At 65.9% G+C, this 12226-nt stretch carries 13 protein-coding genes; 3 read left to right on the top strand and 10 right to left on the bottom strand.

Annotated elements, in window-relative coordinates:
- Nucleotides 1-41 precede the first annotated feature (41 nt).
- The 6 genes from fabG to G3O06_RS12055 form a co-directional block, all read right to left on the bottom strand.
- Nucleotides 42-791, bottom strand: a complete 750-nt coding sequence (gene fabG / locus G3O06_RS12080; protein WP_006476504.1) for a 3-oxoacyl-ACP reductase FabG — start codon at nucleotides 789-791, stop codon at nucleotides 42-44.
- Between the two features lie 36 nt (nucleotides 792-827).
- Nucleotides 828-1760, bottom strand: a complete 933-nt coding sequence (fabD, locus tag G3O06_RS12075; protein WP_205816161.1) for an ACP S-malonyltransferase — start codon at nucleotides 1758-1760, stop codon at nucleotides 828-830.
- An 83-nt stretch (nucleotides 1761-1843) separates the two neighbouring features.
- Entirely contained in the window at nucleotides 1844-2833 is a 990-nt protein-coding gene (locus G3O06_RS12070; RefSeq protein WP_175000526.1) for a beta-ketoacyl-ACP synthase III, read from the bottom strand.
- Entirely contained in the window at nucleotides 2834-3940 is a 1107-nt protein-coding gene (gene plsX / locus G3O06_RS12065; protein WP_174915645.1) for a phosphate acyltransferase PlsX, read from the bottom strand.
- Nucleotides 3941-4069: 129 nt separating this feature from the next.
- Complete coding sequence (gene rpmF, locus G3O06_RS12060) at nucleotides 4070-4249, bottom strand: 50S ribosomal protein L32 (protein ID WP_006051932.1); 180 nt, start codon at nucleotides 4247-4249, stop codon at nucleotides 4070-4072.
- Between the two features lie 98 nt (nucleotides 4250-4347).
- Nucleotides 4348-4986 carry a DUF177 domain-containing protein gene (locus G3O06_RS12055; RefSeq protein WP_174915644.1) on the bottom strand — a complete coding sequence of 213 codons (639 nt, stop codon included), beginning with the start codon at nucleotides 4984-4986 and terminating at the stop codon, nucleotides 4348-4350.
- Nucleotides 4987-5216: 230 nt separating this feature from the next.
- Here G3O06_RS12055 and G3O06_RS12050 point away from each other — a divergent pair, with 230 nt between their 5' ends.
- Nucleotides 5217-5849 carry a Maf-like protein gene (locus tag G3O06_RS12050; RefSeq protein ID WP_205816160.1) on the top strand — a complete coding sequence of 211 codons (633 nt, stop codon included), beginning with the start codon at nucleotides 5217-5219 and terminating at the stop codon, nucleotides 5847-5849.
- Nucleotides 5846-6568, top strand: coding sequence for an SAM-dependent methyltransferase (locus tag G3O06_RS12045; protein WP_174915642.1), 723 nt, complete (start codon nucleotides 5846-5848; stop codon nucleotides 6566-6568). The genes G3O06_RS12050 and G3O06_RS12045 overlap by 4 nt, the downstream gene beginning before the upstream one ends.
- A 63-nt stretch (nucleotides 6569-6631) precedes the next feature.
- Here the strand turns inward: G3O06_RS12045 and G3O06_RS12040 are convergent, their stop codons facing one another.
- The 4 genes from G3O06_RS12040 to G3O06_RS12025 are packed head-to-tail and all read right to left on the bottom strand — an operon-like array spanning nucleotide 6632 to nucleotide 9704.
- Nucleotides 6632-7624, bottom strand: coding sequence for a S49 family peptidase (locus tag G3O06_RS12040; protein WP_174915641.1), 993 nt, complete (start codon nucleotides 7622-7624; stop codon nucleotides 6632-6634).
- Nucleotides 7625-7636: 12 nt separating this feature from the next.
- Nucleotides 7637-8038: a Rieske 2Fe-2S domain-containing protein gene (locus G3O06_RS12035; RefSeq protein WP_043181955.1), complete on the bottom strand. Its 402-nt coding sequence runs from the start codon at nucleotides 8036-8038 to the stop codon at nucleotides 7637-7639.
- On the bottom strand, nucleotides 8035-8694 hold the full coding sequence (locus G3O06_RS12030; protein WP_174960347.1) for an HAD-IA family hydrolase: 660 nt from the start codon (nucleotides 8692-8694) through the stop codon (nucleotides 8035-8037). The genes G3O06_RS12035 and G3O06_RS12030 overlap by 4 nt, the downstream gene beginning before the upstream one ends.
- A 5-nt stretch (nucleotides 8695-8699) precedes the next feature.
- Nucleotides 8700-9704, bottom strand: a complete 1005-nt coding sequence (locus tag G3O06_RS12025) for an RluA family pseudouridine synthase (protein ID WP_174915663.1) — start codon at nucleotides 9702-9704, stop codon at nucleotides 8700-8702.
- A gap of 725 nt (nucleotides 9705-10429) precedes the next feature.
- Between G3O06_RS12025 and G3O06_RS12020 the strand changes: the two genes are divergently transcribed.
- The coding region (locus G3O06_RS12020) for an Rne/Rng family ribonuclease (RefSeq protein ID WP_205816159.1) at nucleotides 10430-12226 on the top strand (1797 nt) is incomplete at its 3' end.

Genomic DNA, 12226 nt, shown 5'->3' with positions numbered 1-12226 from the left:
CCTGAAAAACGGGATACGGCGCGGATGGTAAACGAAAATCGTTACGACATGTACATGCCGCCGTTCACGTGCAGCGTCGTACCGGTGATGTAACCGGCCTGCGGCGATGCGAGGAACGCGACGGCATGGGCGATGTCTTCCGGGCTGCCGAGGCGGCCGAGCGGAATCTGGGTCTTGAGCGCGGCCTGCTGTTCTTCCGGCAGCGTCTTCGTCATGTCGGTGTCGATGAAGCCCGGCGCCACGCAGTTCACGGTGATGCCGCGGCTGCCGATTTCGCGCGCGAGCGCACGCGTCATGCCCGCCACGCCGGCCTTTGCGGCCGCGTAGTTGACCTGACCCGGGTTGCCGGCCGAGCCGACCACCGACGTGATGTTGATGATGCGGCCGCCACGTGCCTTCATCATCGGGCGCAACACCGCGCGCGACAGGCGGAACACCGACTTCAGGTTGGTGTCGATCACCGCGTCCCAGTCCTCGTCCTTCATCCGCATCGCCAGCTGGTCCTGCGTGATGCCCGCGTTGTTGACGAGCACGTTCAGCGCGCCGAATTCCTTCACGGTCGCGTCGATCAGCGCCTCGGCGGCTGCCGCGTCGTTGACGTTCAGCACCGCGCCGCGGCCCGTGACGCCCGCTTCCGCGAACGCCGCCGTGATCGCAGCGGCGCCCGATTCGCTCGTTGCCGTGCCGATCACCGTCGCACCCAGGCGCGCGAGTTCGAGCGCGATCGAACGGCCGATGCCGCGCGATGCGCCGGTGACGATCGCAACCTGTTTATCGAGAGTCTTGTCCATGAATCGAATATCCGTCTCTTGAGAAAAGGCGCCGCGTCAGGCGGTCACCAGCTTGAGCGCTTCGTCGAGCGACGCCGGATCGAACACCGACGCGCCCGTCAGGTTGCCGTCGATGCGCTTCGTCAGGCCGGCGAGCACCTTGCCCGGACCACATTCGATCACGTGCGTAACGCCCGTGCCGGCGATGTGCTGCACGCACTCGACCCAGCGCACCGGGCCCGCGGCCTGGCGCACCAGCGCATCCTTGATCGCGGCCGGATCGCTGACCACGGCGACGTCGATGTTGTTGACGACCGGAATCAGCGGCGCCTTGACGTCGACGTTCGCGAGATAGTCGCGCAGCTGGTCCGACGCCGGCTTGAGCAGCGACGAATGGAACGGCGCCGACACCGGCAGCGGCAGTGCGCGCTTCGCGCCCTTCGCCTTCGCGATCTCGCAGGCCTTTTCGACCGCGGCCTTGTTGCCTGCGATAACGACCTGTGCAGGCGCATTGAAGTTCACCGCTTCGACGACGCCCGCTTCCGCGGCTTCGGCGCAGACCGCGCGCACCGTATCGTCGTCGAGGCCCAGGATCGCGGCCATGCCGCCCTGGCCGACCGGCACGGCCGTCTGCATCGCCTGCGCGCGGAAGCGCACGAGCGGCACGGCGTCCTTGAACGCGAGCGCGCCGGCAGCGACGAGCGCCGTGTATTCACCGAGGCTGTGGCCGGCGACGATCGACGGCACCGGGCCGCCTGCCTGCTGCCACGCGCGATAGCACGCATAGGCCGCGGTCAGCATCACGGGCTGCGTGTTGGTGGTGAGGTTCAGCTCTTCGGCCGGGCCTTCGGCGATCAGCTTGCCGAGATCCTGATTGAGTGCATCGGACGCTTCCTGGAGCGTCTCGCGCACGACGGCCAGATCGGCGAATGCGTTGAGCATGCCGACGGCCTGCGAGCCCTGCCCCGGAAATACGAATGCAAATTTCATATCGTCCCCAATTGAATCGATTCGGACGGCGCGCGCGAATGGCGCGCCGATGGGATCCGCGCGCAGCAGTCGCGCGCCGCGGATCAGTAGCGGAAGACCGACGCGCCCCAGGTGAAGCCGCCGCCGACGCCTTCGATCAGCACGTGCTGGCCGCGCTGGATGCGACCGTCGCGCACCGCGGTGTCGAGCGCCAGCGGGATCGACGCGGCCGACGTGTTGCCATGCTGGTCGACCGTCACGACCATGCGCTCCTGCGGCAGGCCGAGCTTGCGGCAGGTGCTGGTCATGATGCGGATGTTGGCCTGGTGCGGAATCAGCCAGTCGATCTGCTCGGGCGCGAGATTCGCCTTCGCGAGCGCCTCGATCGCGACCTTCTCGAGCACGTTGACCGCGAGCTTGAACACGGCCTGCCCGTCCATGTACAGGAACGCGCTGCCTTCGATCACGCCGCGGTTGACGTTGCCCGGCGTGCAGAGGATATGCGAATAGCTGCCGTCCGCGTGCAGCGCGCTGCCGAGCACGCCCGGCGCTTCCGACGCGGACAGGATCACCGCGCCCGCGCCGTCGCCGAACAGCACGCAGGTCGTGCGGTCCTTGAAGTCGAGAATGCGCGAGAACGTCTCCGCACCGACCACGAGCGCCGTGCGGTGCTGGCCGCTGCGGATGAAGCTGTCGGCCGTCGCCATCGCGTACGCGAAGCCCGAACACACGGCCTGCACGTCGAATGCCGCGCCGCCGTTCTTGATGCCGAGCTTGTTCTGCAGCAGGCACGCGGTGCTCGGGAACACGAAATCGGGGGTCGAAGTCGCGACGATGATCAGGTCGATCGACTGCGGATCGATGCCGGCGGCTTCGATCGCGCGACGCGATGCCTCGAGCGCGAGGTCGCTGGTCGTGACGTCCGGTGCGGCGAAATGGCGCGCATGGATACCCGTGCGCGCAACGATCCACTCATCGCTCGTCTCGATGCCTTCCTTCGCAAGACGATCGGTCAACTGCTGGTTCGTGACGCGGTCAGGCGGCAGGTAGCTGCCCGTGCCGAGCACGCGGGAATAGAGAGTCGATTGGGCCATTTATGCTTTAGAGGATTGCGCAGCGGAAGGTTCGGCGTGATGGCCTGCGGCAGGGCTTGCACGGCCCGCGCCGCCCGCGTCGTGTTCGCCTTCGCCGAGCGACACTGAATTATCCGCCATCGCACGCGTGAGGCGCTCCAGCACGCCGTTTTTGACGGCATCATACCCGCGTTTGATCGCCCACTCAAACGCGTAGGCATCGGCCGAACCGTGGCTTTTGATCACGAGACTCTTCAGCCCCAGCAGCGCCGCGCCGTTGTACTGGCGGTGGTCGACGCGCTTCTTGAAACGCATCAGGACAGGCAGTGCGAGCAGCGCCATCAGCTTCGACATCAACGAACGGCCGAACTCCTCGCGGATGATGTCCGACAGCATCTGCGCGAGCCCCTCGGACGTCTTCAGCGCGACGTTGCCGACGAAGCCGTCGCACACGATCACGTCGACCGTGCCCTTGTAGATGTCGTTGCCTTCGACGTTGCCGCGGAAATTGAGCGTGCTGGCGCGCAGCAGTTCACCTGCGCGCTTGATCGTCTCGTTGCCCTTGATCACCTCTTCGCCGATGTTCAGCAGGCCGATCGTCGGACGCTCCTTGCCTTCGAGCGCGGCCACGAGTGCGTGCCCCATTTCCGCGAACTGCAGCAGATGCTGCGGTTCGCAGTCGACGTTCGCACCGAGGTCCAACATCATCGTGTAGCCGGTCGGGTTCGGCAGCGCGAACGCGATCGCGGGCCGCTCGATGCCGGGCAGCGTCTTGAGTACGTATCGGGAAACGGCCATCAGCGCACCGGTATTGCCGGCGGAGATGCAGGCCTGCGCCGCGCCTTCCTTGACGTGGTTGAGCGCGACGCGCATCGAAGAATCCTTCTTCTTGCGCAGCGCCACTTCGACAGGGTCGTCCATCGCCACGACTTCGGTGGCGGGAACGATGGTCAGCGCGGGATCGTCGAGGGCTTTCAGCTTTTTCAACTGAGCGCGGATCGCGCTTTCGATGCCGACGAGCATCAGGTGCGCATCGGGATGCGCGCGGACGAACTTGACTGCCGCGGGAACGGTCACGGACGGGCCGTGGTCGCCTCCCATGCAATCGATTGTGAGCTTTACGGTCATGGAATGCGACGAATTTCAGGCACAAAAAAGCGGCAGTTGAATGCCGCCTTTTTGTTGAGCCAGGAAAGTGTCAAGCGAACCAGTTGTCACGCGAACGGCAAGCGTAGCGCGCAACGCGTGACTTGACGCTTAGTCGTTCTTCGTCTTGACGACTTTCTTGCCGCGGTAGTAGCCGTTCGGGCTGACGTGGTGACGCAGATGCACTTCACCCGTGCTCGGCTCGACTGCCAGCGGCGCTGCCGTCAGGAAATCGTGCGAACGATGCATGCCGCGCTTCGACGGCGACTTCTTGTTTTGCTGGACTGCCATGACTAACTCCTAAATAATTTTCCGGATTCTAACACAGCCCGATCCGGCGCTTAACTACCCTGGCCCAAAGCCTTTACGCCTTCCCGCGCCACAACTGCTTAGTGTTTCTTGGTGCCGTCACCGTCCTTCTTCAGCGCTTCCAGCGCTGCGAACGGATTCGGCCGTTTGCCTTCGTCCCCGGCTTCGTCGGACTCCTCGTCCGTCTCTTCCGCGGGACCGCTCGCGCCCGACACGAGGCTTTCGTGAACTGCCGGGCAAACCTCGTGCTTGGGCACGAGCGGCAACGAAAGCAGCAATTCCTCTTCGATCAAGTCGACGAGATCGAACTGGCGTGAGCCCACGATCACATCGGCTTCATCGTCGTCGAGCGGAAATTCTTCAGCTTCTTCTTCGGTCGCAACGACCCGGTACGTCATGTCGACATCGAACGTCTGGTCGTACGGGGTCATGCAGCGCTGGCACGTGAGCCACGCATGGCCGTGCACCGCAAGGCGCAGATACGGCTGCTGCCCGTCGGCGCCGTCGTCCTGCAACTCCTTCTGGGTGAACCCTTCCGCCTGCCATGTGAAGGCCGTGTCGCGATCTGGCGCGTCCGCGGGCACTTCGTTTAACATGCGCGGCAGTTGCGAGAGGTGCAACGCGCCTGCCGCCTGCCGCCCGCTGCGGGCGAACTCGAACAGGTCGATCGCATGCGGATCAAGTGGCGCCGCCGCAGGTTTGCCAGAAGAAGTGTTCATGTGCGCTCCTGCCTACAGGCTGACTTGCGAATCCGGCTTGGCACCGCTCGCGTACGGCTCATCCGCGGATGACGTACTTTACTTCCGAAGACCCGGCAGGCACCACCACAACGGAAGCCTACCGACGAAAAGCGGGAAAGCATACCTGTTTTACCTTTTGCGGTCAATCACTTAAGCTTGCGTCCGCGCAACGCCGCGCCACCCCCGACGACTCACCGATCCAACCGACCATGCCGGATACCGTTTGCCGCCCGCCGCGGCTGATTCTTGCCTCCAGTTCACGCTACCGCCGCGCGCTCCTCGAGCGCCTCGGCATCCCCTTCGACGTCGTGTCGCCCGACCTCGACGAAACCCCGCACGACGGCGAAACGCCGGCCGCGACCGCCCTGCGCCTCGCCGAGGCGAAAGCGCGTGCCGTCGCTGCCACGATCGACGCGCCGGACGGCGTGCTCGTGATCGGGTCGGACCAGGTCGCGACCTTCGACGGGCTCCAGATCGGCAAGCCCGGCACGCATGAGCGCGCGCTCGCGCAGCTCGTGTCGATGCAGGGCCGCGAAGTCGAATTCCACAGTGCGCTCTGCCTGTACGACAGCCGCACGGGCGAAGCGCAGGTCGAGGACCTCGTCACGCGCGTGCGCTTCCGCTCGCTGCCCGAGGCCGAACTCGACGCGTACCTGCGTGCGGAAACGCCGTACGACGTCGCCGGCAGCGCCAAGTCCGAAGGGCTCGGCATCGCGCTGCTCGACGCGATCGACTCGAACGACCCGACCGCCCTCGTCGGCCTGCCGCTGATCGCGCTCACGCGCATGCTGCGCGCCGCCGAATATCCGTTGTTTGCAACCACCCGTGGAGACCGCGCATGACCGCCGGCACGCTTTACCTCGTCCCGAACACGCTTGGCGAAGGCGACGAATCGATGCTCGCGGCCGTACTGCCCGCGACCGTGCAGGCGCGCGCCGGCACGCTCGGCTATTACATCGGCGAGAACGCGAAGACGACGCGTGCATTTCTGAAGAAGATCGGCACGACGCGCCCGATCCAGGAAATCGAGATCAGCGAACTGAACGTCAATACGCCGGCCGGCGCCATCGACCGGCTGCTCGCGCCCATACTGGCCGGCGCGGATGCCGGCCTCGTGTCGGAGGCCGGCTGCCCGGCCGTCGCCGATCCCGGTGCATTGCTGGTGCGCCGCGCGCACGAGCGCGGCGTGAAGGTCGTGCCGCTCGTCGGGCCGAGTTCGATCCTGCTCGCACTGATGGCATCGGGCCTGAACGGCCAGAGCTTCGCGTTCAACGGCTACCTGCCGGTCGACGCGGCCGCGCGCGCGAAACGCCTGCGCGAACTCGAGCAACTGTCGCGCAAGGCGCGCCAGACGCAGATCTTCATCGAAACGCCGTACCGGAATCAGGCGATGCTCGACACGCTCGTCGCGACCTGCGCACCGTCGACGCAGATCTGTGTCGCGGCCGACCTGACCCTCGCGACCGAGACGATCGCGAGCCGCACCGCTGCGGACTGGAAAAAGGCGCCTGCGCCGAATCTGCACAAGCGCCCTGCGATCTTCCTGCTGCTGGCGAACTGAAGCCGCAACAGCCGAACCGCCAAGCGACCGACCGGCGGGCCATCGCGGCCCGCCCGCTTCCGGTCAGCGCAAGCTGACCGACGCGCCGCCGGCCGTCAGCGCCTTCATCGCGGCGCCGCCGACGGCCGCGCCGAACTTGCGCGCGACACGGTTCGTCAGGCTTTCCTTCACCGTGTAGTCGACGAGATCCGGCGCCTTCAGCACGTCACGCGCGACCGTGTCGGTCGTGCCGTAGCCGTCGGCGAGCCCGAGCTCGACGCTCTTCTCGCCGGTCCAGAACAGGCCCGAGAACATGTCGGGCGTCTCGTGCAGCCGCTTGCCGCGGCCATCCTTCACGGCCTTGATGAACTGCGCGTGCACCTGGTCGAGCAATGCCTGCGCATGCGCGTCCATCTTCGGCGTTTCCGGCGAGAACGGGTCGTAGAAGCCCTTGTTTTCGCCCGACGTATGCAGGCGCCGCTCGACGCCGAGCTTGCCCATCAGCCCAGTAAAGCCGAAACCGTCCATCAGCACGCCGATCGACCCGACGATGCTCGCCTTGTCGACGAAGATCTTGTCGGCCGCAGACGCGATGTAATAGCCGCCCGATGCGCACATGTCGGTCACGACGACGTACAGCGGCTTGTCCGGATACTTCGCGCGCAGCCGGCGGATCTCGTCGTAGACCATCCCGGCCTGCACCGGGCTGCCGCCCGGGCTGTTGATCCGCAGCACGACACCGGCCGTGCCGTCGTCGTCGAACGCAGCGGCGAGCGCCGTGTTGATGTCGTCGGCATTTGCGTTGACGCCGGCCGCGATCTCGCCGTCGATCGTCACGAGCGCCGTATGCCGCCCGCTCGAAGAAAACTTCGAATCGCTCGAGAAATCGATCAGCGCGAACGCGAACAGCACGAATACGGCGAGGAACGCGAAGCGGAAGAAGATCTTCCAGCGTCGCGCCGCGCGCTGCTCCTTGACGGCCGCGAGCGCGATCCGCTCGAGCGCCGCACGCTCCCAGTTCGGTTCACGGCTGTCGGGACGGGCGGAGGAATCCGGGGAATTCGGTTGGTCGGCCATGCAGTGTTGTCGTTAGTCGGTCGTGGCGGGAACGGCGGGACGCAGGTCGGCGTCGGGCACCCAGAATACCGCACGCCCGTCTGACGTGTCGCGCTCGTCGACCTCGACCGGCCGCAGGCGGCCGCCGCGGCACGGGCCGCCGACGCATTTGCCGGTGTTCGGCTCGTAGATCGCGCCATGTGTCGCGCACATCAGGTAGAGGCCCGACGATTCGAAGAACTGCCCTTCCGCCCAGTCGAGTTCCATCGGCACATGCGCACAACGGTTCAGGTAACCGTATGCCTGGCCCTCGTAGCGCACGAAGAACACGACGGCCTGCTCGCCGCGCAGCGTCGCGTCAACGCGCACGCCCGCTCCGCCGTCGGCCAGGGCATCCGATGCGCACACGCGCACGGCGTCCGGCGCCGCGCTCATGCGTGCTCCCGCAGCCACGCGGCCAGCGCGTCGACGTCCGGCGCGACGAAGCGCGGCGTGAGCGCAGCCAGCGCGTCGGCCGTGTGCGCACCGTACGCAACGCCGACACCGGCCGCTCCGGCGCTCGCGGCCATCTGCAGATCGTGCGTCGTGTCGCCGATCATCACGGTGCGCGACAGGTCCTGCCCCAATTCCCGGGACAGTTCATGCAGCATCGCCGGATGGGGCTTCGAGAAGGTTTCATCCGCGCAGCGCGTCGCATCGAACAGGCTCGTCAGCTTCGACTGGTCGAGCACGCGATTCAACCCGACCCGACCCTTGCCGGTTGCAACGGCGAGCAGATAGCCCGTGTCGCGCAGCTCGGCGAGCAGTTCGCGCACGCCGGCGAACAGCTCGATGCGCTGGTCGTCGAGCAGATAGTGATAGCGGTAGCGCTCGGCGAGCCGCGAATAGTCGGACGGATCGAGGGTCGGAGCCGTAATCTGCAGCGCATCGCGCAGCCCGAGGCCGATCACGTAACGCGACGCCTCGTCGGACGGCGTGGGCAGGCCGAGATCGCGGCATGCGGCCTGGATGCTGTGCGCGATGTGCGCAGTCGAATCCATCAGCGTGCCGTCCCAGTCGAAGACGATCAGGTCAAATTGCTGTCGAGCCATGCGGTTCAGGCGGTATCGCGCAGTGCGCTGAGTTGATCGAGGAAGCGCCGGCATTCGTCCGGCAGCGGCGCATCGAACTGCAGTGCCTCGCCGGTCAGCGGGTGGGCGAGCCGCAGCCGGTACGCATGCAGGAACATCCGTTTCAACGACGGCTGCGCATTCGCGCGCGCCAGCGCCTTGTTCAGTGCGAAATCGCCATACTTGGCGTCGCCGGCGATCGGCAGGCCGAGATGCGCGAGGTGCACACGAATCTGATGGGTCCGCCCCGTCTTGAGTTCCGCTTCGACGAGCGCGTACTCGGGCCAGCGGTCGACGAGGTTGAACACCGTATGCGACGGCAGCCCGTCGTCCTGCACGCGCACGCGACGCTCCCCTTCCGGGGTCGAATACTTGAACAGCGGCGCCTTCACCGCGCGGCGGCGGCCCCAGTCGGGTTGCCATTCGCCGTGGACGCACGCAAAGTAGCGCTTGTCCATCTTGTTCTCGCGAATCTGTTCGTGCAGCCCCACCAGCGCCGTACGCTTCTTCGCGAGCATCAGGACCCCGGACGTCTCGCGGTCGAGCCGGTGCACGAGCTCGAGGAATTTCGCCCGCGGGCGCGCCTGGCGCATCTGCTCGATCACGCCGAACGCGACGCCGCTGCCGCCGTGGACGGCAACCCCGGCCGGCTTGTCGATGACGAGCATCGCGTCGTCCTCGTACAGCACGTTGAAATTCGCGGGCGGCACGACGGGCGTGTCGGCGCGTGCGAGATCCGCCGCGGCCACGCGCACGGGCGGCACACGGACGACGTCGCCATGGGCAAGCCGATACTGCGCATCGACCCGACCCTTGTTTACGCGGACTTCGCCGCTGCGGAGGATCCGGTAAATATGACTTTTCGGCACGCCTTTACAGACGCGCAACAGGAAGTTGTCGATTCGCTGACCGGCCGAGTTTTCGTCGATCTCGATCATCGATACCTGGCCGCTTGCGACCGAATTCTGGGATATTTTGCCTAACTCGTTCATACTGAATATAATTTTGCCCAGCCTGACGTTGCGGGCGGCCTCACCGGCCGGCCCGGACCAACCGGGCAAGGCGCAAGCGCAAACCGCTATTTTACTTGCGCCGGGGGTCTGCTGCTCACCCCTAATCAAAGAGATGCAGCAAGTTGCACGCACGGCGCCGCCCGTCGGCAAGGATCGCGCCCACAGGCGGATTCGGTCGGCAAGGCGCCGCGGTAACGGAAAGTTGGTTGAAAAGAATTTGATCGGCAGCCCGACGGCGCGAAGTGCGTCCGCGCAGGCTGCCGGTTGCGAAAATTACGGCGTTGCGCCCGATTTGGCTCCGCGAAGCGTGCGGGGCCTGGCGACGTCAAACCAGGGAAGTACACCCCAGGCGGGAAAGTCGGGCTGGATTCGATACTCCCCGCTGCGGCCCAAGCCGCAGCATCTGCCGCCCGTTGGCACGCGCGACGCATGACGACGCGCCCCGCGGCAGTGCCCGGCCTCAGGCTTAGCGCGCTCTGACAGCGTGCGGTGTGTGGACGCCGTGCTTTGAAGCCGTGTTCGCAGGTGCCCTATGGCCGCCGGCCCCGTCTTTCGGGCCCAAGCGCCTCTTCAGGCAATTCTCCCCGCCATCGTTCCCGCTCCAGCGTGCTTGTGACAACACAACAAGGCGCGGCCTGCCGTCGTTCCCGCCCTCGCGACTGACAACCGCGAGGCGCCGCCAGCAGAGCCGCCTGGAGTCGTTCATGAAACGCATGCTGTTCAATGCGACGCAGCAGGAGGAGCTGCGCGTCGCCATCGTCGATGGGCAAAAGCTCATCGACATCGACATCGAGACAGCCGGGCGCGAACAGCGCAAAGGCAATATCTACAAAGGTGTCATCACCCGTATCGAGCCGTCGCTCGAAGCGTGCTTCGTCAACTACGGCGAAGACCGCCACGGCTTCCTGCCGTTCAAGGAAGTCGCCCGCCAGTACTTCAAGGAAGGCATCGACATGCGCTCCGCGCGCATCCAGGATGCCCTGCGCGAAGGCCAGGAGCTGATCGTCCAGGTCGAGAAGGAAGAGCGCGGCAACAAGGGCGCTGCCCTCACCACGTTCATCTCGCTCGCCGGCCGCTATCTGGTGCTGATGCCGAACAACCCGCGCGGCGGCGGTGTGTCGCGCCGGATCGAAGGCGACGAGCGCCAGGAACTGCGCGAGACGATGGCGCAACTGCAGATCCCGGACGGCATGAGCATGATCGCCCGTACCGCGGGCATCGGCCGCAGCGCCGAGGAACTGCAGTGGGACCTGAACTACCTGCTGCAACTGTGGCGCGCGATCGAAGCGGCGTCGCAAAGCGGCAACGCCGGCCAGCCGATGCTGATCTACCTGGAATCGAGCCTCGTGATCCGCGCGATCCGGGACTATTTCCAGCCCGATATCGGCGAAATCCTGATCGATACGAACGAAATTCACGATCAGGCCCGCGCATTCATGGACATCGTGATGCCGGACAACGTCGCGAAGGTGAAGCGCTACCACGACGACGTGCCGCTGTTCTCCCGCTTCCAGATCGAGCACCAGATCGAGACCGCGTACTCGCGCACGGTGCCGCTGCCGTCGGGCGGCGCGATCGTGATCGACCACACCGAAGCGCTCGTCGCGATCGACGTGAACTCGGCGCGCGCGACCAAGGGCGCGGACATCGAGGAAACGGCCACCCGCACGAACCTCGAAGCAGCCGACGAAGTCGCCCGCCAGCTCCGCCTGCGCGACCTCGGCGGCCTGATCGTGATCGATTTCATCGACATGGAATCGGCGAAGAGCCAGCGCGAAGTCGAGCAGCGCCTGAAAGACGCGCTCAAGCATGACCGTGCGCGCGTCCAGATGGGCAAGATCTCCCGTTTCGGCCTGATGGAACTGTCGCGCCAGCGCCTGCGTCCGGCCCTGTCGGAAGGCAGCCACGTGACCTGCCCGCGTTGTAACGGCACTGGTCACATCCGCGACACCGAATCGTCCGCGCTGCAGGTCCTGCGGATCATTCAGGAAGAAGCGATGAAGGAAAACACCGCGGCGATCCATTGCCAGGTGCCGGTCGAGGTGACCGCCTTCCTGCTCAACGAAAAGCGTCAGGAAATCAACAAGATCGAGTCGCGCTTCAAGGTCGGCATCGTGCTGATCCCGAACAAGCACCTCGATACGCCGCACTACAAGCTCGAGCGCCTGCGTCACGACGACGCACGTCTCGACGATCCGCGCGCGTCCTGGAAGATGGCCGAGGAAGCAGCACGCGAACTCGAGTCGGAAACCGGCTACAGCAAGCGCACGGCAGAAGTGAAGCCGAAGCAGGAAGCCGCGGTCAAGGGCATCACGCCCGAGCGTCCGGCCCCGACCCCGGCGCCGCAGCGTCCGGTCGAGCCCGTTCCGGCACCCGCGCCTGTCGCCGCGGCAAGCGGCGGCTTCATCGGCTGGCTGAAGGGCCTGTTCGGCGTGTCGCCGGCTCCGGCGCCCGCACCGGTTGCTCCGGCACCGGCGAAGGAGCAGGCAGCCCGTCCGGCT

This window comes from Burkholderia sp. Ac-20345 (genome assembly GCF_017104825.1).
GTDB classification, from domain to species: Bacteria; Pseudomonadota; Gammaproteobacteria; order Burkholderiales; family Burkholderiaceae; genus Burkholderia; species Burkholderia lata_B.
The sequence above is the reverse complement of the archived record's forward strand: the minus strand, read 5'-3'. Positions and strand labels throughout refer to the sequence as shown.